The organism is Pigmentiphaga aceris (assembly GCF_008119665.1).
Lineage (GTDB): Bacteria > Pseudomonadota > Gammaproteobacteria > Burkholderiales > Burkholderiaceae_B > Pigmentiphaga > Pigmentiphaga aceris.
On record NZ_CP043046.1, the window covers coordinates 1340666 to 1366600 of the forward strand.

Below are 25935 nucleotides of genomic sequence, written 5' to 3' on the forward strand. Positions count from 1 at the left end.
TGGCGCAGCCCCCCGCATTGCGCGCATGAAACGCGCACAAAACGTTGTACGCAGGTCGGCATCAGGGCCGGTTTGCACGAACCCCTTGGAACACGATGGTCAAGAAGTCCTCCTCTGCAAAGTCCTCTTCTGCTCGTCCCGCGATTCTCGCGAACCAGGACCAGTTCCGTGAACTGGTCACCCGTGTCCTGGAGGAATCCCGCCGGGTCGGTGCCTCGGACGCGGCAGCCGAAGTGTCGGAAAGCCAGGGTTTGTCGGTCAATGCGCGTGGTGGCGACGTGGAAACCGTCGAGCAGACGCGCGATCGCTCGCTTGATGTCACGGTTTATCTAGGTCGCCGTCGCGGCTCGGCCTCGACCTCGGATTTCTCCGATCAGGCGTTGCGCGACACCGTGAAAGCAGCATTCCACATCGCCAATCACACGGCAGAAGACCCGTGCGCGGAATTGCCGGATGCATCGTTGCTGGCGACCGATGTGCAGGATCTGAAGCTGCATTACGAATGGGACATCGACGCGGAACGCGCCACGCAACTGGCCATCCGCGCCGAGCGCGCCGCCTACGACACTGACAAGCGCATTCGCAATTCGGACGGCGCGTCGGTATCGAGCTTCGAAGGCCACTTCATGATGGGCAATACGCGGGGCTTTTTGAACGGCTACCCGTATTCCCGTCACAGCCTGTCGGTGGCACCGATTGCCGGTCGTGGCAATGGCATGCAACGCGACGACTGGTACACCAGTGCGCGTGACCCGAAAAAGCTGGCCGACCCGGAAGCCGTGGGCCGCTACGCAGCAGAACGCGCCTTGTCGCGCCTGTCGGCCAAGCGCGTGCGCACCGGCAAGTTCCCGGTGCTGTTCGAGGCCCCGCTGGCCGCTGGCCTGCTGGGTGCCTTCACGCAAGCCGTCAGTGGCGGCGCGCTGTATCGCAAATCCAGCTTCCTGATGGACAGCCTGGGCACCCAGGTCTTCCCGGACCACATCGACATCGGCGAAGACCCGCACGTGATCGGCGGATTGGGCAGCTCGCCCTTCGACGATGAAGGCGTGCGCACGCAGGCCCGCAAAGTGGTTGAAGCCGGCGTGGTCGAAGGTTACTTCCTGTCGTCGTACACGGCGCGCAAGCTGGGCATGCAAACCACCGGCAATGCAGGCGGTTCGCACAACCTGACACTGCGCTCGCGTCTGACGCAAGACACCGACGACTTCCGCGAAATGCTGCGCAAGCTTGGCACCGGGTTGCTGGTAACCGAGCTGATCGGCCAGGGCGTGAACTACGTGACTGGCGACTATTCACGTGGTGCCTTCGGCTACTGGGTGAAAAACGGTGAAATTCAGCACGCCGTGCAGGAAATCACCATCGCAGGCAACCTGCGCGACATGTTCCGCGAGCTGGCTGCCATTGGCGCAGACCGTATCGTGCGTGGCACCAAGTCCACAGGGTCGATTCTGATCCCTGAGATGTCGATTGCCGGGCAATAAGCGGCTGCTGTCAGTGACCGCGCTTGCCGCACCACGCGGCAAGCGCGATGTATTCGGCGCACCTGCATCGAAGCACTAGCGCTTCCGGGCATGGTGTGTGCTTGTTCGTGACATGGGAATTTCAGCAAGCTTCGGGTAGTATCTAAGGGTAAACCCTGTGGTGTGTAGCTGCCGGGAGCAAGCCTAAAGGAGATACATGAACACAGCTCAATCGCATCGCGTGGTGATCGTCGGCGGCGGTGCCGGTGGCCTGGAACTGGCCGCCCGCCTGGGCAGCCGCTTTGGTCCCAGTCACATCACCCTGGTTGACGCCAATCCCTTCCACGTCTGGAAGCCGTCCTTGCACGAAGTGGCCGCAGGCACCCTCGATATTCACCAGGAAGGCCTGTCGTACCCGATGCTGGCACGCGATCGCGGTTTCCGTTTCGTGATGGGCGCATTGCGCGGCCTGGACCGCGAAGCACGCGTGATTCACATTGCCCCAGTGGTTGCACCCGATGGCGAAGAAGTGCTGCCGGCACGCCAGCTGCATTACGACACGCTGGTGATGGCGGTAGGCTGTGGTGCCAACTTCTTCAACACCCCTGGCGCTGCCGAAAACGCGATTGCGCTGGATTCCACTGCAGCCGCTGAGCGTTTCCGCCTGTCGCTGCTGAAGCTGATTGCACGTCGTGAACTGAGTTCAGCAGGCGAAGCTGTCGATATGACTGCCGAAGAACGTGACGCTGCCGCACGTGCGCTGCACATCGTCATCGTGGGCGGTGGCGCAACCGGTGTCGAGCTGGCCGCAGAGCTGCACGAGTCGACCCAGAGCATTTATTCCTACGGTCGCGCACCCGAATCGCTGAGTTCACAGGCGCAGATTGCCGTGATCGAAGGCGGGCCGCGCCTGTTGGTGCCGCTGCCCGATTCCGTCGGTGAAGCTGCCCGTCAGTTGTTGATCGAACGCGGTGTGAAAGTGCACCTGAGCACCCGGGTCGCCGATGTGTCGGAAGAGGGCGTGCGCGATTCCAATGGCAACTTCTATCCGGCTGATCTGGTGGTGTGGGCGGCGGGTATCAAGGCATCGCCGTTATTGGCGACGCTGGGTTTGGCGGTGAACAAGCTGAACCAGATCGAAGTCGACAAGCGCCTGCGTACCGAGGACACGAACATCTACGCCTTGGGTGACTGCGCGGCAGCACCGTGGGGCAACGAAGGCAAGACTTTGCCCGCACGTGCCCAGGTGGCAAACCAGCAGGCATCTTGGCTGGCCAAGCTGATTGGTGCGCGCATCGAAAACAAGCCCGAACCGGGCGGCGAGTTTGTCTATCGTGACCACGGTTCGCTGGTGTCGATCGGGCAGGGCGGTGGGGTCGGGTCGCTGATGGGCGGCTTGGCTGGCCGCAATATGTTCGTGCGGGGCATCATTGCCCGCATGATGTACATGAGCCTGCATTTGATGCACCACGCGGCTGTACTGGGTATTTTCCGTACTGGGACGCTGGCGCTGGGGCGATTTTTGACCAAGCGGTCGCGGCCGTTGGTGAAGCTGCATTAAGTTCAGTCCTCATTGAGGGACTGGTCTGGCAGTAAGAAAAGCGGGCATGCAAGCGGTGGATCACCGTTTGCATGCCCGCTTTTTCGTCTGACAATTCGGTTTGCGCTGCCTTGCCCGACCCGTAGGCTACGGATCAGATCAGGTGATCACAACGCTGACTCAGCCGAACAGATTGCGATAACGCGAAGGCTGCGAGCGCAGGTACTGCGGCGGAGCTTTCACGGTGGCACCCAACTGGGCAGCCGCGTGCCAGGGCCAGCGCGGGTCGTACAGAATGCCGCGTGCCAAGCCGATCATGTCGGCGTCGCCAGTGGCGACAATCGCCTCGGCCTGCTCGGCTTCGGTGATCAGGCCCACGGCAATCGTCGGCACACCCGTCGCTTCCTTGACTGCGCGGGCAAATGGCACCTGGTAGTTCGGGCCGACCGGAATCGATTGGTTGGACGCCAATCCGCCCGTCGACACGTGAATGAACGACACGCCACGTGCCTTCAATGCCTGTGAGAAGGCAACCGTGCCTTCCAGATCCCAGCCGCCTTCGGCCCAGTCAGTGGCCGACACACGAATGCCCACCGGACGACCCGCCGGCGTGACGGCGCGCACGGCGTCGAACACTTCCAGCGGAAAACGCATGCGGTTTTCCAGGCTGCCGCCGTATTCGTCGGTACGCTGGTTCGACAGCGGCGACAGGAACTGGTGCAGCAGGTAGCCGTGAGCACCGTGCAGCTCGATCACATCGATGCCCAAACGGGCAGCGCGCACGGCAGCATCGGCAAACGCCTTGCGGACGCGGTCAAGACCGGCCTTGTCCAGGGCGGTGGGCTTGCGTTGGTCGTTGGTGAAAGGAATGTCAGACGGGGCAACGGTCTGCCAGCCGCGATTGTCCAGCGCCAACTGCTTGCCACCGCGCCAGGGCGCGTCGCTGGATGCCTTGCGGCCTGCGTGGCCGAGCTGCATGCCGATCGGCATGTCGGAATACTTGCGCACTGCCGCCAGCACACGGGCAAGCGCCTGTTCGTTTTCGTCGTTCCACAGACCCAGGTCATCGGCACTGATGCGGCCTTCGGGTTCGACGGCGGTGGCTTCGAGAATCAGCAGCGCCGCGCCCGACAAGGCCAACTGGCCCAGGTGCATGACATGCCAGTCGGTGGCCGAGCCGTTGTCGGCCGAGTACTGGCACATCGGCGCGATCACGATGCGGTTATGAAGCGTGAGGTCGTCTAGCTGGAAGGGCTGGAAAAGCTGGCTTGTCATGGGAACCTAGTGAAAGTGAGACGCGCCGGAACGAGACCGGGCAGCGGAATAAGGAACGCGATAGCGGGAAGAGTAACAACGCGGCGGCCTGCATGGCACATCGATCATGCCCGGCGTCGCTGTCGCAATAGCCGGGGTACTCAGGCGCTGGAAGGAGGATTGCGGTCGATCAGGCTTCCGGCGCAATCCACACGCCCGACTTGCCGCCCCGTTTCTCGCGCAGGGACACATCGGTGATGGTCATGCCGCGATCCACTGCCTTGCACATGTCGTAGATCGTCAGCAGGCCGACTTGCACGGCGGTCAGCGCTTCCATTTCCACCCCGGTACCGCCCACAGTTTCGGCGCGCACGGTGCAGTGCACGGCGTTTGCCTGCTCATCGATGGCGAAGTCGCAGGCCACGTGGGTCAGCGGGATCGGATGACAGAGCGGGATCAGCTCAGACGTGCGCTTGGACGCCATGATGGCGGCGATGCGGGCAATGCCCAGCACGTCGCCCTTGCTGGCATTACCGTCGCGGATCAGCGCCAGGGTGGTGGCTTGCATGCGGATGCTGCCGCGGGCAATGGCCACGCGTGAGGTAGGGGCTTTGGTGCCGACATCGACCATGTGGGCTTGGCCCGCCTGGTCGAAATGGGTGAGTCCGGACATGGAATTCCTGCAAAAACGGGCAGGCAGGCAAGCGGTCGGCGGGCAAAAAAGGCGGTCGCCGCAGGCTGCCGGAGAACGATTCCGGGCGTTGGCGCAGATGATGCGGGAACCCGGAGGCCAGGCTGGCTATCATACCTGTATGCCCAGCCGCCAAACGCCCTCGCTTCGCCTGCGCCGAACTGTTGCCGCAGCCCTCATCCCGCTTCTGCTGGCGACGCCGCTTGCGCCGGCTTTTGCCCAGCCTGCCGGCTTGCCGGACCTGGGTGAAATGTCTGCCCAGGACTTGTCTCCCCTGCTGGAACAGCGTCTTGGCCGCGCCATCATGGTGGAGTCGCGGCGTGATCCGGCCTATATCGACGACCTGGACCTGCGTGCCTACCTGAACCGAATCGCCCAGAAACTGGTGGCTTACGCCCCGGGGGGCGGTATCGATATCGAGGTGTTCCCGGTACGTGACGGCTCGGTGAACGCATTTGCGATGCCGGGCGGTTTCATCGGTGTCAACGCCGGCCTGGTGACCAGCACACGGACCGAATCGGAACTGGCCGGGGTGGTGGCGCACGAAATCGGCCACGTGGTGCAGCGTCACATTGCGCGGGGCCTGTCGGCGCAGAAGGACACCATGGTCATCATGCTGGCCAGTCTGCTGGCAGCGCTGGCCGCATCGCAGGCGGGCGGGCAGGGGCCAGAAGCTGCGCTGGTGATCGGGCAGGCCATGGCAGTGGATTCGCAGATGACTTTCTCGCGCGCGGCAGAACGCGAGGCCGACCGCACCGGCTTTTCAATGCTTCAGGGCGCAGGTTTCGACCCGGCCGGCATGGTGAGCTTCTTCGGGCGCATGGCGCAGATGTCGAGCCTGAATGAAGGCACGGGCCAAGTGTTCGCGCGCAGTCACCCCTTGTCGCTGGAGCGCATGTCCGACATGCAGAATCGGGCACGTGAACTGAGTGCATCACACTACGTCGACAGCATCGATTATCTGTACGTGCGCGCCAAGCTGCGGGTGCTGCAGGCCGATGGGGTGAATGCGCTGTTGGAAGCAATTCGGGCGCTGGGCTACCAGGCCGAGGAAAGCAAGGGCACGGCGCGCAGTGCGGCGTTTTATGGCGCTGCGGTTGGCTGGGTGTTGCGCAAAGACGCGGCGCAGGCGCAGGCTGCGTATGCCAAGGCGACGGCGGGTGGCGTGGAGCACCCGATGTTGGCGCGCTTGGGGGTGGAAATTGCGTTGCTGGAAAATCGGCCTGACGATGCGGTGAAACTTGCGCAAGCTGCGCATGCGCGTTGGCCGGATCAACATAGTTTGGGTTTGGCGGTGGCGCAGTCTTTGCAGCGTGCCAATCGGCATGAGGAGGCGATTGTCGAGCTGAATAAGCTGGCGTCGGCGTGGAGTGATGAGCCGAGGATTTATCAGATGCTGGCGGATAGTCACGCAAAGCTCAGGCATCTGATTCCGGAGAAGCGGAATCTGGCCGAATACTACCGTCGGGTGGGGGCGTTGCCTGCGGCGGTCGAGGTGTTGCAGCAGGCGAGAATCGCGTCGAAGGATTTCTATGAGCAGTCTTCGATTGATGCGGCGTTGACGGATGTGAAGCGTGAAGTCGATGACGAGCGGGAGTTGTTGCAGCAGTTCAGGAAGAATTGATAACGGGTTCTCGATTTGAATTTGCTGTTTAGCCGGTTGCGGTATCGATTCGAACGTCGCTATGTAGCCAGGCGCGGGTGTCGGGGGCGCGTCGCCTGCCCCGCTTGACTTAGGCGTCGGGTCTTCGCCCTCCACCTCGTCCAGAAGGGCAGTCGCCCCGCCCCCGACACCCGCGCCTTCAAGGTCGTTTGGTTAAAAGCTGATCCCGCCTTTGGGCGTTTGCCGTTTTTTCGGCTGCTTGGTGCTGCAAGCGGTTCTCGGCATTCCGTGGTCACCATTCTTGATCGCCACGCGGCTGGCCTTGGGGATTGGCTGGCCAGGTCGCCACGAAGCGACTCAACGGCTCACGCGTCTGGCCGTATATCAGTGGCCTTTTACGGCATTTCCACTTAAGGAAATTTGCACTTCTGCTTGATGGTGGGGTGACATCGAAGCGGGTGGCCGCACGGCAATGGCTTGCGGAGAATGGCTGTGATGCAGGCGGTCGCTGGCTAGATGTGCTTGGCTTGAACGTTTGTTGAGTCAATCGGGCGCATTGTTGAGTGCTAAAGCCGACGCGCGTGCCACGGCAGAACGTTTCAGCCGCACCAATAAGACCGTTCATTGCTGCTCCACTTCTGCACCAATGCGTTCTCTCAACGTTCGCGGTGCTTCAACTTTTTTAGCGACGAAGAAGCGCCTTCCTAACGCTGCTTGGTCTACGACGTATATGACGCGCCGCGCAATGGATAGCTGCTTAAAGCCGTCAGCGCCCCAGCCTTTCTCCCGCAAGCCGTTTAAGTGCGGCCACCCGCTTCGGTGTCACCCCACCATCAAGCAGAAGTGCAAATTTTCTTGAGTGGCGTTGCCGTAAAAGGCTATTGAAGAACCCACCGAATCGTGAGCCGCAAAAACCGCTTCGTGGCGACCTGGCCAGCCGATCCCCAAGGCCAGCCGCGTGGCATTAAAGGACGGTGGCCACCAAATGCCGAGAACCAAGTCCAGCACCTAGCAGCCAGAAAAACAAACGCCGCCCAAAGGCGGCATACGTTTTTAACCAAGAAAGCTTGAAGGCGTGGGTGGTGGGGCCGTGGCGGCTGCCCTTCTGGACAAGGTGGAGGGCGGAGACCCGACGCCTAAGTCAAGCGGGGCAGCCGCCACGGCCCCACCACCCACGACTGGCTACGCAGCAACAACACCGCCACATCCAAGCCAGTCCAAACAAACTCAATCGATCCGCATAGGCAACACCATCATCTGCTGCCCATTCAAATGCAACCTCTGCTGCAACGACGTCACCGCCTGGTTATGCAGCAACTTCGTCACGAAATTTTCCCGCTTGAACACCAACTTGCTGACAAAGAAAATCGCATTCGGAAACTCCTCCTGCACCTCCGCCGACAAAGTTTCCAAGACATCAATCGCATCCGTCCCAAAGCCCAGCTTGCTCGTCGCCGCCAAGCCATAACTGTTGCAGAAACGCTCAAAGTACTTCAGCGAAACGGTAGCCTGCATCTTCAAGGTCTCAAGCGCCTCCTGCCCACCGTACACCCGGGCATCCACCGTACGCGCATTGATAAACACGAAATTCTTGAAATGATCCGGGAACATGCGCTGCACCCACAGCAAAGCATGCAAACCACCGCCACGACTCGAACCGACCACAAACACCGCCGTCGGCGCCATCGGCTCCAGCTTCGGCGGATTGCTTTCTGATCCGAACGCCTGATCCGCAAAGATATCGTCCACTTCCGCAATACGCCTGCGCGTATCCCGGTAGTGACTGTTGATACCCAGACACGCAAAAATCAGCACACCCGTGATCAGCAAGGTCGCCCAGCCACCTTCAAAGAATTTTTCCACCACCGTCACCACCAGAATCGAACTGGTGATGAACAAGCCCAACAAAGACAACGCCACGCGACGCTTCCAGTGTGGCTTGTGCAGCGGGCTGCGACGGTTCTTGATCCAGTAGCGAGTCAGGCCCGCCAGGGACAAGGTGAAGGTCAGGAACACGTTGATCGAATACAGCACCACCAGCAGCGACACATCGCCGCCGGTCAGCAGCACGATGAACAGCGCCGAAATCCCCATCAGCAAAATGCCGTTCTCGGTAACCAGCCGGCTCGACAGATAACGGAAGCGGTGCGGCACCCAGGAGTCGGCGGCCATGTTGGCCAGCACCGACGGGCCGCCCAGGAAGCCCGTGTTGGCCGCCACGAACAGCAGGCCGGCCTCAGTCGCCAAGGTCAGAGTCAGGCCGATGGTCAGCCAATGGCCGGTGAAGCCCATTTCCGACAGCACGCTGCCGAACACCACGGCGTTCAGCGTCTGCCCTTCGACCGGGGCGGCGTCCCACAACAGGTACAGCAAGATGATGCCGGCCGCGGTGAAGGCCAGGCTGGCGGCCATCATCATCATGGTGGCCTTGCCGGTTTTCACGACAGGCTCGGCCAGACGCTCGACGTTGTTCGATACCGCCTCGATCCCGGTGTAGGTTCCGCCACCCAGCGAGTAGGCTTTCAGGAACAGCGCCACCACGAAGATCCAGCCGGTTTCGGCCGACAGGGTCTGCACTTCCTTGATGGTGTCCGGGAACAGCGCGGGCAGGCCTTGCGCGTGGGCAAAGATGCCCCACACGATCAAGATGAAGTGGGTGACCACAAAGCCCAGGAAGATCGGCAGCAGGAAACGGATGCTCTCCTTTGCGCCGCGCAGATTCATCCATAACAGCAGCATCACGATCGCACACGCGGCCCAGAGCTTGTAGGGCAGCCAGCTGACCGGCAGCAGCGAGAACACCGCGTCGGCCCCGCTGGCCACCGAGATCGCAATGGTCAGCACGTAATCGACAATCAGCGCCGACCCGGCCACCAGCCCGGCGCGTGGCCCAAGCAGGGCCGTCGACACCCGGTAACCGCCGCCGCCGGTTGGGAACAGTTCGATGACCTGGTTGTAGGCCAGCGCGACGATGAACACCGTGATTGCGGTAGCAATCGCCAGGAACAAGGCCAGATGAGTATGGGTCCCCAGCGCGTTGAACGCTTCTTCCGGTCCGTAGGACGACGAGGACAGGCCGTCGGCACCCAAGCCCACCCAGGCAAGGAAGGCGGCCAGAGCAAGAGAGTGCTTGGTGTCCGGCGACAGGGGGTCGCGGGCTTTGCCAAGCAGGCGTTCGCGCCAGGATGAATTTTTCATGCTATTCCAAGCAAGTTGGTGCGCGAGCGTACGCCCGCCGTCAGGCAAACGGAACTCTTTCCGATATCCTCACGGTGATTTTTGGTGTTTTCCCCACGCGCGTGCAAGACTATTAATATTGGCAGGTCGATAGTTCGGTATCTGTCGCACGCCTGTCGTGAATCTGGCATGCAGATGGCGCTGTCTTCCAACACTGTGTGTGCGCTTACATGGTGCTTAAAAAACCGCCGCATCTGGCCAATATTCGTATCCGCTCAACCACTTTAAAACGGACTTCCGCGATGCCCAAGCAAATCATCAGCACCGAATCGGCACCCGCCGCCATCGGCCCTTATTCGCAAGCGGTGTCGGTGGATGCCGGTGGCAAGACGGTCTACCTGTCTGGCCAGATCGGCCTGGTGCCGGGGACCGGCGAACTGGTGTCCGCCGAGTTCGAGCCGCAAGTGCGCCAGGCATTCGCCAACCTGACGGCAGTGACCGAAGCCGCTGGCGGCAGCCTGGCCAACGTCGTGAAGTTCACCCTGTTCCTGACCGACCTGAGCGAGTTCGCCGTGGTCAACGGAATCCTGGCTGAACTGGTGCCGCAACCCTTCCCGGCGCGTTCCACCGTGGGCGTGTCCAGCCTGCCCAAGGGTGCGAAGTTCGAAGTCGAAGCCATTCTGGTGATTTGATTGTCCAAGCCGCTTGACGCATCTTCCTCGGCCGCAGTGAAATCCGCAGCCAAACCAGCGGTACAACGCGCAGCGGGTCGTCCCGCTGCCCGGGCCGCTGGCAGCAAAGGTGCGTCTGCGGCCGATCACGCCAAGCGGTTCGAGCGCCTGGGCTTGCGCCGCCCGGAAGATTTCGTTCTGCACTTGCCCATGCGTTATGAAGACGAAACGCAAGTCACCCAGATCGGCAACCTGTTGCCCGGCCAGTGGGCGATGGTCGAGGGTGAAGTGCTGCGCTGCGAACTCGCGTTTCGTCCGCGCCGCCAGTTGCTGGCCGCCATCTCGGATGGCAGTGGTGAACTGGCGCTGCGTTATCTGAATTTCTATCCCAGTCAGCAAAAGCAGCTGGCGGTGGGCAAACGTATGCGGGTACGCGGCGACGTGCGCGGCGGCTTCTTCGGGATCGAGATGGTGCACCCCCGCGCCACCTCGGCCGACGTGCCGCTGCCCAATGCGCTTACCCCTGTCTACCCGACTACGGACGGCTTGCCGCAGCCTGTATTGCGTCGCGCCATCGGCGAAGCGCTGTCGCAAGTCAGCCTGAGCGACACCTTGCCCGACGCGCTGCGCGAGCGGCTGCACCTGATGCCCTTCGACGCGGCTGTGCGCATTCTGCATGCGCCACCACCCGATGTGGTGGTGCACACGCTGGTCGAACGCGCCCACCCGGCGTGGATGCGCATCAAGTTTGATGAGCTGCTGGCCCAGCAGTTGTCGCTTGCCTTGGCACGTGCCGGTCGACTGGAAAAACAATCGCCACGTCTGCCGCGCAAGGCTGGCAAACAGACGGTCAGTGCGCGCTTGTTGGCCGCGCTGCCGTTCGGTTTGACAGGCGCGCAGGGCAGGGTGGTCGACGAGATCGCCACCGACCTGGCGCGACCGCATCCGATGCAGCGATTGCTGCAAGGTGATGTGGGCAGCGGCAAGACCGTGGTGGCCGCGCTGGCTGCTGCACAGGCCATCGACAACGGCTATCAGGCCGCGTTGATGGCCCCAACCGAAATCTTGGCCGAACAGCATTTTCGCAAGCTGGCCGGGTGGCTTGAACCGCTGGGCATCTCGATCGCATGGCTGACGGGCAGCCTGAGCGCCAAGGCCAAACGTGAAGCTACCGCGCGGGTGGAAGACGGTTCTGCCCAGTTGGTGATCGGCACCCAGGCACTGATCCAGCAGAACATCCAGTTCGCGCGGCTGGGCCTGGCGATCGTGGACGAGCAGCACCGTTTCGGCGTGGGCCAGCGCCTGGCCTTGCGCAGCAAGGGGGACAAGGATCAGGCCGTGCCGCATCAACTGATGATGACGGCCACGCCGATTCCCCGAACCCTGGCCATGACCTTCTTTGCCGATCTGGACGTGTCTGTGATCGACGAATTGCCACCGGGCCGCACGCCGGTGGTTACCAAGCTGTTGTCCGATGCGCGCCGCGACGAGGTGATCGTCCGGGTGCACGAAGCCGCGCGTGCCGGCCGGCAGATCTACTGGGTCTGCCCCCTGGTGGAAGAAAGCGAAGCGCTGGAATTGCAGACCGCCGTTGATACCTGTGAAGCCTTGCGGGTGGCGCTGCCCGACTTGAACATCGGCCTGGTGCACGGGCGTTTGCCGACTGCCGAGAAGGCAGCGGTAATGTCGTCGTTCACCAAGGGCGAAATGGAAGTGCTGGTGGCCACGACCGTCATCGAGGTGGGGGTGGATGTGCCCAACGCATCGCTGATGGTGATTGAACACGCCGAGCGCTTTGGCCTGGCGCAGTTGCACCAGCTGCGTGGCCGGGTAGGACGTGGTGCCAACGAATCGGTCTGCGTGCTGCTGTACCAGACTCCCTTGTCGATGATCGCCAAGCAACGCCTGCGCACCATGCATGAAACCACCGACGGTTTCGAGATCGCGCAGCGCGATCTGAGTTTGCGCGGCCCCGGAGAATTCCTGGGTGCGCGTCAGTCCGGGCTGGCCCTGATGCGGTTTGCCGATCTGGACGCCGACATCGAACTGGCCGAGCATGCCCACGAGGCTGCTGCCTGGTTGCAAGCCCATCATCCCGACGCCGTCGACGCGCATTTGGCGCGCTGGATGCACGGGCGCGAAGATTTCCTCAAAGCCTGACCCGCTTTCCTGCAAAGGCCGTCGCCATGACCTTGACCGAGTTGAAGTACATCGTTGCCGTTGCCCGCGAACGCCACTTCGGCCACGCCGCCGAAGCCTGTTTCGTCAGCCAGCCAACCCTGTCCGTTGCCATCCGCAAGCTGGAAGAAGAATTGGGTGTGACCTTGTTCGAACGGGGCGGCAATGAAGTGGGTGTCACGCCCATCGGTCAGCGCATCGTGACCCAGGCGCAGAAGGTGCTTGAGGAAAGCGCCAACATCAAGGAAATCGCCAAGCAAGGTCGTGACCCGCTGGCTGGCCCGCTGCGCGTGGGCGTCATCCACACCATCGGCCCGTACCTGCTGCCGCGCCTGATCCCGTCGGTGATCGAAAACACGCCGCAGATGCCCTTGCTGTTGCAAGAGAACTTCACGGTGCGCCTGCTGGAATTGCTGCGCCAGGGCGAGATCGACTGCGCAATTATGGCGCTGCCCCTGCCGGATTCCGGCCTGATGATCCGCCCGCTGTACGACGAAGACTTCGTGGTGGCCGTGCCCAAGCGTCATGCATGGGCCACGCGCAGCTCGGTGGCGGCGTCCGAACTCAAGACCGAGACCATGTTGCTGCTCGGTTCCGGGCATTGCTTCCGTGACCAAGTGCTTGAAGTGTGTCCCGAGATGTCGCGATTCTCTGCCGCCAGTGACGGCATTCAGCGCACTTTCGAAGGCTCGTCGCTGGAAACCATCCGCCATATGGTCGCGTCGGGAATCGGCGTGACCGTGTTGCCACGCAGCTCGGTACCGGTGGATGGAAGCGGTGGTGGGCTGACTGTTTACGTACCCTTCGAAGCCCCGGTTCCCGACCGGAGAGTGGTGCTCGCATGGCGCAAGAGTTTCCCGCGTCTGCCTGCCATCGATGCCTTGATCGACGCCGTGCGCGGAGCGGAATTGAGTAGCGTTCGCATGCTTGATCTGCCCGCACAGTCGAGCTGAGCTGACAGCCGTCTGACGGCCGTATGGACTAGTTCCAATGGCCTGTCCGGTAACCCTTTGACATTCGGATTGTCGTCCTCATCTAGTATTGTGGAACGCATCCGATTACCCGCGTGAACACCCACAGAATTGCGCATACTGAAGGAGTCAGGCATGTCCAAGAAATCCAAGCTGCTCGCCCTCGAACCTCTCCCCACCGATGTCTCCACCCCGCCCACGCAGACTGCGCCCGTGCAGAACTCCGGCGCACCGCGTATCGACATCGGCATCTCCGACAAGGACCGCGCAGCTGTCGCTGCCGGCCTGTCCAAGGTACTGGCCGACAGCTTCACGCTGTATCTGAACACCCACCGCTTCCACTGGAACGTGACCGGTCCGCTGTTCAACACGCTGCACCTGATGTTCGAAACGCAATACACCGAACTCTGGGCCGCCATCGACCCGCTGGCCGAACGTATTCGCGCCCTGGGCCACTACGCCCCCGGCACCTACGCCGAATACACCGCGCTGTCGTCCATCGCCCAGCCGGAAGCCATTCCGGAAGCGCTGGAAATGGTGCGCCTGCTGGTCAAGGGCCACGAAGCCGTTGCCAAGACGGGCCGCGAGATCATCGCCGTGGCCGACAAGGCCGATGACCAGCCGACTGCTGACCTGTTGACCGAACGCCTGAACTACCACGAGAAGACCGCGTGGATGCTGCGCAGCCTGCTGCAGTGATCTGCTGTCACCGGCTCCTTTGATGGAGCCTGTGCCGCATCAATGCCCCGCTTTGTGCGGGGCATTTTTTTGGGCGCTGCGGCTTAGTTTTATTCCGGCAGCCCGAATGCTGCACTGTCCGCGGGGCCTTCAAGCGTTTGCAGCAGCGCGGAAAGATTCGCATCGAGGCTGGCCAGTGCATCAGCAGACAGGCTCGACAGCAAGTTGTGCTCGTTCTCGACATGCGCCTCGACCGCACGATCGATCAGCACCAGGCCAGCGTCCGTCAACTGCACCAACAGGCTGCGCGCATCCTGTTCGTTCGATACGCGCGCGATCAGGCCCCGCATTTCCAGGCGCTTGAGCCGATGCGTCATGGTCCCCGAGGTGACCATCAGCGTCGAGAACAACGCAGTCGGGCTGAGACAGTGCGGCGCACCGGCGCGGCGCAGCGTTGCCAACATGTCGAACTCCCACATGCTCAGGTCGAACTGGGCGAAGCCCGACTCCAGGCGCTGATCAAGCAAGGCCGCACATCGCTTGATGCGTCCGATCGGCCCCATGGGGCTGGCATCCAGGTCGGGGCGCTCGCGCTGCCACTGTTCCAGGATGAGGTCCACCGCATCGCGCGGCTTGCTGGCTGTTTTTTTCATTTGTCTTGATGTCAAGATAATTCGTGTGCACAATCATATTATCTTGAATTGAAGATAATTACATGCACTCCGCACCCGCACCGCGCCAATGGCGCGACATTCTGCTCACGGCCTTGGCCCCCGCCATCTGGGGATCCACCTACATCGTGACATCGGAAATACTGCCGCCTGATCGGCCATTCACTGCCGCACTGATTCGAACCCTTCCTGCAGGCTTGTTGCTGTTGATGTTCACGCGACGCATGCCCGCCGGGCAGGACTGGTGGCGCGTGCTGGTGCTTGGCGCGTTGAACATCGGCGTCTTCCAGGCCTTGCTGTTCGTGGCGGCCTATCGCCTGCCGGGTGGTCTGGCGGCAGTGCTCGGCGCGATCCAGCCGCTGCTGGTCATGGTGTTGGCCTGGGCGGTGGACCACCGCGCTCCCGCACAGACAACGCTGTGGTCGGCGGTGGCGGGCGTGGCTGGCATGGCCATCTTGCTGCTGTCGCCGCAGACGACCTTCGAGCCGATCGGCGTGGCGGCGGCGCTGATCGGTGCGGCATGCATGGCAACCGGGGTCTGGCTGACCCGCCGCTGGAAAATCGATCTTCCCGTACTGCCGCTGACTGGCTGGCAATTGCTGATGGGCGGTGCCATGCTCGCACCGGTGGCTTGGCTGGTCGATGCGCCGCTGCCCACCCTGAGCCTGTCGCAATGGGCTGCCTACGCGTATCTCTGCCTGGCGGGCGCGCTGCTCGCCTATGCGCTCTGGTTCCGGGGCGTGGCCCGGCTGCCCATTGTGGCCGTTGCCTCGCTGGGCCTCTTGAGCCCGCTGTCGGCGGTGCTGCTGGGTTGGGTCTTGTTGTCGCAATCGATCACCGGCACCGCTCTCGTGGGATTGGTGATCGTTCTGGTAAGCGTCTTCGCCGTGCAATGGACCACGACGCGTGGTCGCTGACGGGCAGGCCTCCTCACACTTTGGTCGCGGTCGATCATTCGGAAGCCGTCAACTGGCTGCAGAAGCCACGCAAAATCTTGACGGAAGTGCAGGGCATCGCCTGGGCTTGGGGGTGTCTGTGAGGCTGTGCCGGCTGCGGTCGATACGCTGGATGGATTCTGAAGAACGTGTGCCACGTCGCGAGCACGACCGGGAATTTCCCCTGGCGCAGACTGGTCGGGCAGGAGGATGATGGGCCGCCCGTCTGTTTGCCCGTCTGTTTGCCCGTCTGGTCTCCCCGACCTATCTGCCCGTCTGTCCGCTGGTCCGCGTGTGGGGTTTCCCTGCCGTCTCTTCTGCGAGCTGTTCATGTTTCCGGTGCTTCTTGCCTTCGCCACCTTGGTCTTGTTTCAACTGGCCGGTGAGTTCCTCGCGCGTTGGCTGGATCTGCCGCTGCCCGGTGCGGTGGTCGGCATGATCCTGCTGTTCGTCGCGCTGGTCATCCGGGGGCAGGCACCGGCCCCGCTGCGTCGAGTGGCCAGCGGGTTGTTGCAACATCTGATGCTGCTGCTGATTCCCATCGTGTCGGGCGTGGTCATGCACACCGAGCGTGTGATGCGCGAGTGGTGGCCGTTCCTGGTGTCCAACGCGGTGGGCGGGGCCATCACGCTTGCGGTAACAGCCATCGTGCTGCGCGCCATGCTCGGTCGCAAGGGGACGGACAATGTCTGAGTTCATCCCGAGCCTCGGCGCGATCTGGTCTGCAGTCCTTGCCATCGGGTTGACCGCCGTGGTCTACCTGGCCGCGCGCGCGGTCTATCGCAAAGCCCGGTATGCGCCGGTCTTGATTCCGGTGCTGACCGGTTCGGCCGTGGTGGTGGCCGTGCTGATGCTTTCGGGCACCCCGTATCCCGATTACTTCGAGGCCACCGGGCCTTTGCGTCTGTTCCTGGGTCCAGCCATCGTGGCCTTGGCTGTGCCCTTGTATGGGCAACTGCCCCGACTGCGCAAGATGTGGCTGCCGTTGTGTGTGGCGGTGTTGGTGGGTTCGGTGGTGGCGATTGTGTCCGGGGTGGTGCTGGCGGGTATGTTCGGCGCATCGCGCGAGATGATGCTGTCACTGGCTCCCAAGTCGGCCACCATGCCGATTGCGATGATTGCTGCCGAGCGCATTGGTGGGGTGGCGTCGTTGGCGGGCGTGTCGGTGGCGGTGACGGGCATTCTGGTGCTGATTTTTGCCAATCCGTTGCTGAATCTGTTGCGGGTGCGTGATCCCATCGTGCGTGCTTTTGCGTTGGGCACTGCGGCGCATGCGTTGGGAACGGCTCGTTCGTTGCAGGTCAGTGAGGCTGCTGGAGCGTTTGCTGCGATGGCGATGGGGTTGAATGGGATTCTGACGGCGTTGCTGTTGCCGATGCTGGCGCATGCGATGCATGTGATGGGCGTGGGCTGACGTTCCCAGCGTTGACTGTTCTTTAGTCGGTCGCGAACGAGTTGAAATTCGCTGTTTGGCCAGTTGCTGGTATCGATTCGAACGTCGCTTTGTAGCCAGTCGCGGGTGCCGGGGGCGCGTCGCCTGCCCCGCTTGACCTAGGCGTCGGGTCTCCGCCCTCCACCTCGTCCAGAAGGGCAGTCGTCACGCCCCCGACACCCGCGCCTTCAAGATCGTTTGGTTAAAAGCTGATCCCGCCTTTGGGCGTTTGCTGTTCTGCTGGCTGCTTGGTGCTGGACACGGTTCTCGGCATTCGATGATCACCATTTTTGATCGCTACGCGGCTGGCCTTGGGGATTGGCTGACCAGGTCGTCACGAAGCGACTCAACGGCTCACCTATCTGGGCGTCCTTTAGTGGCCTTTTAAATTTCGGCAGTTCGGTACATCACCAATCCTTTGACGGGTGGGGTGACATCGAAGCGGGTGGCCGCACGGCAATAGCATGCGGAGAATGGGCGGGGCGCAGGCGGTCGCTGGCTGATTTGGCTTAGATCGAATGTTGCCAAAACACTGTTGAATTGGAAACGCTGCGTCGCGCGATGAATAGCGTCATGAAGCCACCTGCCTCTCAGCCCTTCTCCCGCAAGCCTTTTACGTGCGGCCACCCGCTTCGGTGTCACCCCACCACCAAGCAGGCGCGCAAGTTTTCTTGAGTGGCGTTGCGGTAAAAGGCCGCTTAAAAATCGGCCGAAACGTGAGCCGGAGAAATCGCTTCGTGGCGACCTGACCAGCCAATCCCCAAGGACAGCCACGTGGCGCTCAAGAACGGTAGCCATCGAATGCCGAGAACCGCGTCCAGCACCAAGCAGCCAGCAAAACGGCAAACGCCCAAAGGCGGGATCTGCTTTTAACCAAACGTCTTTGAAGGCGTGGGTGGTGGGGCCGTGGCGGCTGCCCTTCTGGACGAGGTGGAGGGCGGAGACCCGACGCCTAAGTCAAGCGGGGCAGACGACGCGGCCCCACCACCCGCGACTGGCTCCAATTACCAAGCTGCCGCCTAATAAAATACGGCCCGTCGTGCTGACGCATCGACGGGCCGTATTGGCAAACAATAGCCTGGTAATTAAGCGCGTTCTTACTTCGCCGGCTTGATATCCATCGCCAGCGTATCCTCATCCACACGCGGATTCTGCAAGGTCACCTTGCTCTTCTGCATTGCCCAGGCCGACATGATCGACGCCACCGGAATCGACGGACGATCCTTCGCCAGAATGGCCGCCGCCTCCTCAAGCTGCTTGCCACGCTTGGCCTCATCCATCTCCTGCCCAGCCTCCTGAATCAGCTTATCCACCGCCGGATTCCCATAGCCACTGACATTGAACGAACCCAGTTTCAGCTTCGGATCATTACTGTGGAACATGCCCGACAAGGTGTAATTAGCTTCACCCGTCAGTGTGCCCCAGCCGGCCATCGCCAACGCATAATCCCCACGCGTGCGTGCCGGGAAGAACACCGCGCTGGGCGTAGCAGCAGCCTGCACCTCGATGCCGATGGCCGCCAACATCTGCGTGATCGACGTGCCTACCGCTGCATCACCCGGCAGGCGGTCGTTGGTGAAACTGAACACCACCTTGAAGCCTTGCGGGTAGCCGGCTTCAGCCAACAGCGCCTTGGCGCGTTTCACGTCAGGCTGCGTCACCTTCAGCGATTTGTTGTAGCCAAAGATAGTCGGCGTCACGAACTGCGACACCGGCTTGCCCATACCCTCCATGGCCACATCGACCAGCGCTTCGCGGTCCAGGGCCAAATCGAAAGCTTCACGAACTTTCGGGTCGGCCAGCGGGTTCTTCGGCAGGGCGCTGCCATCCCGCGCCGTCACTTGCGCCACCTTGTCGCGAATGTCGAAAGCCACGTAGAACAAATACACGCTTTCGGACTTCACCACCGCAAGTTTGCTGTCGCGCTCCAGCGTGGGCACGTCCGAAGAAGGCACGCGCGAGATCAGGTCAACCTGGCCGGCCTTCAGGCGCGCAACGCGTGCGGCATCGTTCGGGATCTCTTTGCGAACCACCTTGGCCCAGGGTTCCTTGCCGCCCCAATAGCCATCGAAGCGTTCCAGCACCAGTTCTTCTTTCGGCGTCCAGGACACGAATTTGTACGGGCCGGTGCCGATGGTTGCCTTGCCTGAATTGAAGCCCTGGCCAGCAGTGTCGGCGGTGGAAAAGTCCTTCGCGGCGGTATGCGACACCACGAACAGACGGACAAAATCGTTGGGCAGATTCGGGGCCGGGCCGTCGGTCTTGATCTGAAGCGTCAGCGGATTGACGATCACGACCTCTTTCACGCGACGCACGTAGGTGGTGGTCGGGTTCGGGCCGGTGACCGCCGGAATGCGCTCGATCGAGAACTTCACGTCCTCAGCAGTGAAGTCGGAACCGTCATGGAATTTCACGTTCGGGCGCAGCTTGAATTCCCAGGTGGTGGCGTCCACCGAGCGCCAGCTTTCGGCCAAGCCGGGTTCCAGCTGCAACTGGTTGCCCGACTTCACCAAGGTGTCGAACACATGCTTCACCGCTTCAGCATGGGTACCCACCGCAGTGAAATGCGGGTCCATCGACAGCGGGCCGGCCCGCACGCCGATGTTCAAGGTCTGCGCCGACACACCGCCGCACAAGGACAGGGTCAATACGGCGGCGTAGGAAAGCTTGCGCACGATCTGGGAAATTTCCATCATGAAAAATCCTTGCGGTAGGTGGACTAGCGAGAGGGCGTCTGGATGGTTTCCGGCCAGTTCGGCGAATCGACGATCGCCTTGGCCAGCAATTCATAAAGCATGTGTTGCTCGCCAGGGGTAAGCGTCCCCAGCATCAGTTCTTCGCGTTCGCACATGATCACCATGGCGTCGTCATAAATCTTTCTGCCCGCGTCGGTCAGGCGCAGCACATAACTGCGGCCGTCGTGCGGATCGAGATCGCGGCGGATCAGTTGCCGTTCGAACAGCTTCTGGGTGGCACGGCTCAGGGTATTGCGGGGAAAACCAGAGCTGCGCGCGATATTGGTGGCGGCAGTGCCGTCTTGCAGGCCAACCGAATACAACACCACAAATTCAGGCCGGAGCAGCCCGTACTGTTCCTCGATCCAGCCATACACCGCACTGTTGAACTGCAAGGCCAGGTTGTTGATACGGAACGAAAACCAGCAGGGATTTCGCCACAGCTTGGTGGCCAGCAGCGTGTCGAGCTTGTCGGCCCCAGGCATTGGCACATGGTCGGAAACAGCGGGAAAACGCATGGCAGTACCTATGTCGAGACGGCTCGGTACACCGCTTTTTCGCGAAGCAAAGCAGGGAATGTCACTGAGCTAACTTGTTCCAAATGGATATTGACTAGTCGGTTTGAAGCTGTCAAATTTTAATTAATAGTTCCATCCGGGAGTATATTTAAATTCCCAAAAAGCATATGGGCGCACCGTTTCAGGACATTTTCCATGCCGACGTCTTTCATTTGCACCATGGCTGAGCATTTGATGTCGCCCATATCTGAAAAGGCGCGGGCTGCGCACCGAGTGGGCGCACCGCTGCGCTCAGCTACGGTGTGTTCCTGTTCACAGACAATGCCGCGCATGGGTAATGCGCGATGATCGGTTTCCTGATCAGCCGGGTGCTGCAGGCTGCCTGTGTCATTCTGGCCATGTCGGTGCTGGTGTTTCTGGGTGTCTACGCCATCGGCAATCCGGTTGATGTGCTGATCGCGCCCGATGCCACGCAGGAACAGCGCGCCATCGCCATTGCGCACCTGGGCCTCGACAAACCGCTGTGGCATCAGCTGGGCACTTTCCTGTGGCGGGCGCTGCACGGCGACTTCGGCAGTTCTTTTGTCTACGACATGCCGGTGGCCGACCTGATCCTGTCGCGCCTGCCGGCCACGTTCGAACTGACGGTGCTGGCGGTGGTATGCGCCACCTGTCTGGGGGTGCCGCTGGGCATGTACGCCGGCTATCGGCCGCAGGCTGCGCTATCCCGATTGATCATGGCGGTATCGATTGTCGGATTCTCGGTGCCCACGTTCTGGATCGGCCTGGTGCTGATCCTGGTGTTTGCAGTGCAGTTCGGTGTGCTGCCGGCCGGTGGCCGTGGTGAAACGGTCGAGGTCTTTGGTGTGCCCTGGAGCTTCCTGACCGCCGATGGTCTGATGCATTTGCTGCTGCCGGCTTTGAATCTGGCCTTGTTCAAGTTTTCGATGATGGTGCGCCTGGCGCGTGCTGGCACGCGTGAACTGATGTTGACCGACACCGTGAAATTCGCGCGGGCAGCTGGGCTGTCGGAATTCACGATTCTGGTTCGCCACGTGTTGCGCCTGATCTCCATTCCAATCGCCACGGTGTTCGGGCTGGAATTCGCGTCCACGCTGGCTTTTGCCGTGGTCACTGAAACCATCTTTTCCTGGCCCGGTCTGGGCAAGCTGGTGATCGATTCGATCACCTCGCTGGACCGTCCGGTGATGGTTGCCTATCTGATGCTGGTGGCCTTGCTGTTCATCGTGATCAACCTGATGGTGGACGTGGTGTATGCCTTGCTCGATCCCCGACTTCGCAAGGGGCGCGCATGATGTTCCGTCGTTGGTCCAAGGAACGCTCGGAGGGCAAGCCTGTTGAACAGGCTTCACACGGACAGTCGCCGTTTGCGCGTTTCATTGCCGAGTTCGCCGAGAACAAAGTGGCGATGGTTGCGTTGCTGGTGGTGCTGGCGATTGTGCTGGTGGCGGTGTTTGCGCCCTTGATTGCGCCGCAGAACCCCTACGACTTGGGGCAACTGACCTTGCGTGATGCACGCAAGCCGCCCGGTTTTGTTGGCACGGCAGGCTACACCCATTGGCTGGGCACCGACGCACAGGGGCGGGACCTGCTGTCGGCAATTCTGTACGGTCTGCGCATCTCGCTGCAGATGGGTCTGCTGGCCGGCAGCATTGCGCTGGTGCTGGGCTCGGTGGTGGGCACGACCGCTGCCTATGTAGGCGGCTGGGTCGAATCCGTGATCATGCGGGTGATCGACCTGCAACTGTCTTTCCCCGCCGTCTTGCTGGCCTTCGTGATTGCAGCCGTGCTGGGGCAGGGCGTATGGCAACTGGTGATTGCGCTGGTGGCTGCGCAATATGCGTACTTTGCGCGCACTGCACACGGCGCGGCCTCGGCCGAGCGGCGCAAGGATTACATCGAGGCCTCGCTGTCGGTGCCCTTGTCGACCGCGCGGGTGGTCTTGCGCCACATCCTGCCCAATTCGCTGCCGCCGCTGATCGTGGTGGCCACTGTGCAGATCGCCAGCGCCATCTCGCTTGAGGCCACCTTGTCCTTCCTGGGCGTGGGGCTGCCGCCCACCGAGCCGTCATTGGGCATGCTGATTTCCAACGGCTTCCAATACATGCTGTCCGGGCGCTACTGGATCTCGATCTACCCTGGCGTCATCCTGATCGTGCTGATCACGGCCATCAATCTGGTGGGTGACCAGGTGCGCGATCAGCTCAACCCGAGGTTGAAGCGATGAGCCAGCCACAGACCGGCCACGCGCTGTTGGAAGTTCAGGATCTCGCCACCCATTTTGCAACGCGCGCCGGGGTGGTCAAGGCGGTTGATGGCGTGTCCTTCAAGGTGGATCGCGGCGAGGTGCTGGGCCTGGTCGGAGAGTCCGGGTCGGGCAAGACCATCACCGGATTTTCCTTGATTGGACTGCTTGAGCTGCCTGGGCGCATCGTGGGTGGATCGGTGCGCTTCGATGGCCGAGAGTTGGTCGGGCTGGCGCCGGCTGCGCTGCGTGCCTTGCGCGGCCGTGCCATCTCGATGGTGTTTCAAGACCCGATGGCCACGCTCAACCCGGTGTTGACGGTGGGCGCGCAAATGCTGCTGGCCTTGCGGGCGCATGAACGTATCGGCACGGCGCAAGCACGAGAGCGCGCTGCGGCTGCGTTGGGCAAGGTGGGCATCCCTGACCCGACAGCACGGCTTGATGCTTATCCACACCAATTTTCTGGCGGCATGCGGCAGCGGGTGGCCATTGCGATTGCCTTGTTGCATCGCCCCGCGCTGATCATTGCGGATGAGCCGACCACGGCACTGGACGTATCCATCCAGGCGCAGATCCTGGTCGAGATGAAATCGCTGGTGGCCGAAAGCGGCACGGCCATGATCTGGATCAGTCACGACTTGGCCACCGTGTCGTCGTTGTCGGACCGCATTGCGGTGATGTACGCCGGGCGTATCGTGGAGTCGGGCAAAACTGCTGCGGTCTTGCGCAGCCCGCGCCATCCGTACACGCGTGGTCTGCTGGATTCCTTGCCCGCGCGTGCGGTGCCTGGGCAAGAGCTTGCCCAGATTCCTGGCACCACGCCGTCCTTGCTGCGCCTGCCGCCGGGCTGTGCGTTCGCCAGTCGCTGCGCAAATGCCCAGGCTGATTGCCTGGCCGCACAGCCGCCTGTCACCGCCATCGACGGGCGTACCTATCGCTGCTTCCATGCACTGCAACCGGAGCTTGCCTCGTGAATGCCACGGTGATTGGTCGAGCGGGTGATTCTTCGAACGGTGTACCGAGCGATTCCACCCGCAGCTTCGTCCGCATCGACCAGATCGATCGGCAGTTCGCGCCCAGTATCTCGATCGGTGATCGGATTGCTGCCAAGCTGGGCAGCAAGCTGGAGAAGCGCAGCGTGCATGCCGTCAACCGTGTCAGTCTGGACATTGCGCGCGGGCAGGCCGTGGGGCTGGTGGGTGAATCTGGCTGCGGCAAATCGACACTGGGGCGCATTGTTGCGGGCATCCTTCCGCCCAGCAGCGGTACGGTCAGCATCGACGGTGAGCCCGTGATGTCTGCGCAGCGCACGCCGGTGAAAACCACACGCCGCGTGCAACTGGTTTTTCAAGACCCGTTCGCCTCGCTGGACCCGCGCATGAAAGTGCGCGACATCATTGCCGAGGGGCCGATTGCGCACGGTCTGACGACCAAAGCTGATGCGGAGACTTACGTTCGGCGCTGGCTTGGCCTGGTGGGCCTGGACCCCGATCTGGGTTCACGTTATCCACACCAGTTTTCAGGCGGACAACGCCAGCGTGTAGCGATTGCCCGGGCGCTGGCGATGCAACCTGACATGCTGGTCTGCGACGAACCGGTGGCTTCGCTGGACGTGTCGATCCAGGCGCAGATCATCAACCTGTTGCTGAAGCTGCGACGTGAACTGGACCTGACGCTGCTGTTCATCTCGCACGATCTGTCGGTAGTGCATCACCTGTGCGAACGCGTGGCCGTCATGTACCTGGGCCGCATCGTTGAAGAGGGGCCGACCGAACAGGTCTATGCCGCGCCCGCCCACCCCTATACGCGTGCCTTGCTCGACAGCGTGCCAAAGCTGGTGATTGCGGACGACGTGAGCGTCACGTTCAAACCGATTCAAGGCGAATTGCCCTCGCCAATGAACCCGCCGCCAGGCTGCCATTTTCATGGCCGTTGTCCACACGCGGTAGAACGTTGTCGCGCAGAGGTACCGCCCCTGCGACAGATTGGCAACGCGCGTCTTGCCGCCTGTCATTTTGCCGAAGCCGTGCTGGCCGAGACACAGGCCGCTGCGGTGACGTGAATGACCTTACAGGCCGTTAGTCGCAAGCATGCCGACGCCTGCCTATTTCGATTTCATTGTGATCATCCACTTGGAGCAAGACCATGGAACCCTGGCAGTGGCCCGAAGAAAAATGGCGCGGCATTGTCGACAAAGTGCGTGCCGGTCGTAGCCTGAAGCCTGCGCAATGGAAAAACGGCGCGCGTTGCGCCGTGGCCCTGTCTTTCGATAGTGACCACGAAACCGGTGAACTGCGCGATGGCGGCGAGTCTCCCGGGCGCTTGTCGCAAGGCCAGTATGGCAATCGGGTCGGTATTCCGCGCATTTTGGCCACGCTGAAAAAACACGACGTGCCAGCCAGCTTCTTTGTGCCTGCGGTGGTGGCGCTGCTGTACCCGGACGAGCAACGCGAGGTAGTGAGCCGTGGTCATGAAATCGGCCTGCACGGCTGGATTCACGAACTGAACACCAAGGTGCCGGCGGCCGACGAGCGCGACCTGCATTTCCGTTCCGCCGATGCGATCGAACGGATCACCGGCGTGCGCCCCGTGGGCATGCGCACACCGTCCTGGGACTTCTCAGGTGCCACGCTGAGCATCCAGCGAGAACTGGGGCTGGTCTACGATTCGTCCTTGATGGCCGACGACGACCCATACGAAATCGTGCAGGAAGGCCAGCCCACCGGCATGGTCGAACTGCCGGTCGAGTGGATTCGTGACGACGCGGTTTACTTCAACATGAACCGCTTCACGGCACTGCGACCGTACACCTCACCCGAGGTGGTGCTGGACATCTTCCGCCGCGAGTTCGATGCCGCTTATGCTGAGAACAGCCTGTTCCTGCTGACCATGCATCCGCACATCATCGGTCACCGCTCGCGCATGTTCATTCTGGACGAGCTGATCGACTACATCAAAGGTCATGATGGCGTGTGGTTCGGCACGCATGCACAGATCGCGGAGTATGTGCGGGATGAGGGGTTGAAGGGCTGAGATTCAAAGCAGGAAGGGCAATGCCATATTTGCCCGGCTGCCTGCTCAGTCAATCGGCCCCTTCAATCAGCCACCCCAATCCACCAGCCCCAGATGCAAAAACGGCCTTCCACCAGGAAGGC

21 protein-coding genes are annotated in these 25935 nt (G+C 61.8%); 15 read left to right on the top strand and 6 right to left on the bottom strand.

The annotated features are described in order from the left end of the window. The first annotated feature begins 95 nt into the window (after window positions 1-95). Both pmbA and FXN63_RS05640 read left to right on the top strand, forming a co-directional pair. Window positions 96-1481: a metalloprotease PmbA gene (gene pmbA / locus FXN63_RS05635; protein WP_148813551.1), complete on the top strand. Its 1386-nt coding sequence runs from the start codon at window positions 96-98 to the stop codon at window positions 1479-1481. 196 nt (window positions 1482-1677) lie between these two features. Further along, complete coding sequence (locus FXN63_RS05640) at window positions 1678-3021, top strand: NAD(P)/FAD-dependent oxidoreductase (RefSeq protein ID WP_148813553.1); 1344 nt, start codon at window positions 1678-1680, stop codon at window positions 3019-3021. 159 nt (window positions 3022-3180) lie between these two features. On the opposite strand, the gene FXN63_RS05645 is transcribed toward FXN63_RS05640, so the two are convergent. After that, window positions 3181-4275 (bottom strand): NADH:flavin oxidoreductase/NADH oxidase, encoded by a 1095-nt coding sequence (locus FXN63_RS05645; RefSeq protein ID WP_148813555.1) that lies wholly within the window; start codon window positions 4273-4275, stop codon window positions 3181-3183. 169 nt (window positions 4276-4444) lie between these two features. Continuing rightward, window positions 4445-4927, bottom strand: a complete 483-nt coding sequence (moaC, locus tag FXN63_RS05650; RefSeq protein ID WP_148813557.1) for a cyclic pyranopterin monophosphate synthase MoaC — start codon at window positions 4925-4927, stop codon at window positions 4445-4447. A 139-nt stretch (window positions 4928-5066) separates the two neighbouring features. On the opposite strand from moaC, the gene FXN63_RS05655 reads away from it, so the two are divergent. Further along, complete coding sequence (locus FXN63_RS05655; RefSeq protein WP_148813558.1) at window positions 5067-6569, top strand: M48 family metalloprotease; 1503 nt, start codon at window positions 5067-5069, stop codon at window positions 6567-6569. A gap of 1206 nt (window positions 6570-7775) precedes the next feature. Here FXN63_RS05655 and FXN63_RS05660 read toward each other — a convergent pair. Further along, entirely contained in the window at window positions 7776-9746 is a 1971-nt protein-coding gene (locus FXN63_RS05660; RefSeq protein WP_148813560.1) for an APC family permease, read from the bottom strand. A gap of 281 nt (window positions 9747-10027) precedes the next feature. On the opposite strand from FXN63_RS05660, the gene FXN63_RS05665 reads away from it, so the two are divergent. The 4 genes from FXN63_RS05665 to FXN63_RS05680 all read left to right on the top strand — a co-directional run bounded on the left by FXN63_RS05665 (window position 10028) and on the right by FXN63_RS05680 (window position 14244). Beyond that, a complete protein-coding gene (locus FXN63_RS05665) occupies window positions 10028-10417 on the top strand; it encodes a Rid family detoxifying hydrolase (RefSeq protein ID WP_148813562.1) in 390 nt (129 codons plus the stop codon). Continuing rightward, the gene (recG, locus tag FXN63_RS05670) at window positions 10418-12556 is read left to right on the top strand and encodes an ATP-dependent DNA helicase RecG (protein ID WP_425468662.1); all 2139 of its coding nucleotides are present in this window, start codon (window positions 10418-10420) and stop codon (window positions 12554-12556) included. A 26-nt stretch (window positions 12557-12582) separates the two neighbouring features. Further along, entirely contained in the window at window positions 12583-13527 is a 945-nt protein-coding gene (locus tag FXN63_RS05675; RefSeq protein WP_148813564.1) for a LysR substrate-binding domain-containing protein, read from the top strand. 153 nt (window positions 13528-13680) lie between these two features. Continuing rightward, on the top strand, window positions 13681-14244 hold the full coding sequence (locus FXN63_RS05680; RefSeq protein ID WP_148813566.1) for a Dps family protein: 564 nt from the start codon (window positions 13681-13683) through the stop codon (window positions 14242-14244). An 89-nt stretch (window positions 14245-14333) separates the two neighbouring features. Here the strand turns inward: FXN63_RS05680 and FXN63_RS05685 are convergent, their stop codons facing one another. Continuing rightward, a complete protein-coding gene (locus FXN63_RS05685; RefSeq protein ID WP_148813568.1) occupies window positions 14334-14876 on the bottom strand; it encodes a MarR family winged helix-turn-helix transcriptional regulator in 543 nt (180 codons plus the stop codon). A 62-nt stretch (window positions 14877-14938) separates the two neighbouring features. Here FXN63_RS05685 and FXN63_RS05690 point away from each other — a divergent pair, with 62 nt between their 5' ends. From FXN63_RS05690 to FXN63_RS05700, 3 genes are all read left to right on the top strand, one after another. Continuing rightward, a complete protein-coding gene (locus FXN63_RS05690; RefSeq protein WP_148813570.1) occupies window positions 14939-15811 on the top strand; it encodes an EamA family transporter in 873 nt (290 codons plus the stop codon). Window positions 15812-16159: 348 nt separating this feature from the next. Continuing rightward, window positions 16160-16522 carry a CidA/LrgA family protein gene (locus FXN63_RS05695; protein WP_187395119.1) on the top strand — a complete coding sequence of 121 codons (363 nt, stop codon included), beginning with the start codon at window positions 16160-16162 and terminating at the stop codon, window positions 16520-16522. Beyond that, window positions 16515-17243, top strand: a complete 729-nt coding sequence (locus tag FXN63_RS05700) for an LrgB family protein (RefSeq protein WP_148813572.1) — start codon at window positions 16515-16517, stop codon at window positions 17241-17243. Before FXN63_RS05695 ends, FXN63_RS05700 begins: the two co-directional genes overlap by 8 nt. Window positions 17244-18358: 1115 nt before the next feature. On the opposite strand, the gene FXN63_RS05705 is transcribed toward FXN63_RS05700, so the two are convergent. Then, window positions 18359-19957, bottom strand: coding sequence for an ABC transporter substrate-binding protein (locus tag FXN63_RS05705; RefSeq protein WP_222864005.1), 1599 nt, complete (start codon window positions 19955-19957; stop codon window positions 18359-18361). A 23-nt stretch (window positions 19958-19980) separates the two neighbouring features. Then, window positions 19981-20514 carry a MarR family winged helix-turn-helix transcriptional regulator gene (locus FXN63_RS05710; protein WP_148813573.1) on the bottom strand — a complete coding sequence of 178 codons (534 nt, stop codon included), beginning with the start codon at window positions 20512-20514 and terminating at the stop codon, window positions 19981-19983. 344 nt (window positions 20515-20858) lie between these two features. Between FXN63_RS05710 and FXN63_RS05715 the strand changes: the two genes are divergently transcribed. The 5 genes from FXN63_RS05715 (at window position 20859) to FXN63_RS05735 (ending at window position 25813) form a co-directional block, all read left to right on the top strand. After that, on the top strand, window positions 20859-21830 hold the full coding sequence (locus FXN63_RS05715; protein WP_148813575.1) for an ABC transporter permease: 972 nt from the start codon (window positions 20859-20861) through the stop codon (window positions 21828-21830). Next, entirely contained in the window at window positions 21827-22762 is a 936-nt protein-coding gene (locus FXN63_RS05720) for an ABC transporter permease (protein ID WP_246165041.1), read from the top strand. The genes FXN63_RS05715 and FXN63_RS05720 overlap by 4 nt, the downstream gene beginning before the upstream one ends. Then, a complete protein-coding gene (locus FXN63_RS05725; protein WP_148813577.1) occupies window positions 22759-23754 on the top strand; it encodes an ABC transporter ATP-binding protein in 996 nt (331 codons plus the stop codon). The genes FXN63_RS05720 and FXN63_RS05725 overlap by 4 nt, the downstream gene beginning before the upstream one ends. Further along, a complete protein-coding gene (locus tag FXN63_RS05730; RefSeq protein WP_246165042.1) occupies window positions 23751-24842 on the top strand; it encodes an ABC transporter ATP-binding protein in 1092 nt (363 codons plus the stop codon). The genes FXN63_RS05725 and FXN63_RS05730 overlap by 4 nt, the downstream gene beginning before the upstream one ends. An 83-nt stretch (window positions 24843-24925) precedes the next feature. Then, a complete protein-coding gene (locus tag FXN63_RS05735) occupies window positions 24926-25813 on the top strand; it encodes a polysaccharide deacetylase family protein (protein ID WP_148813579.1) in 888 nt (295 codons plus the stop codon). The last annotated feature ends 122 nt before the right edge of the window (window positions 25814-25935 follow it).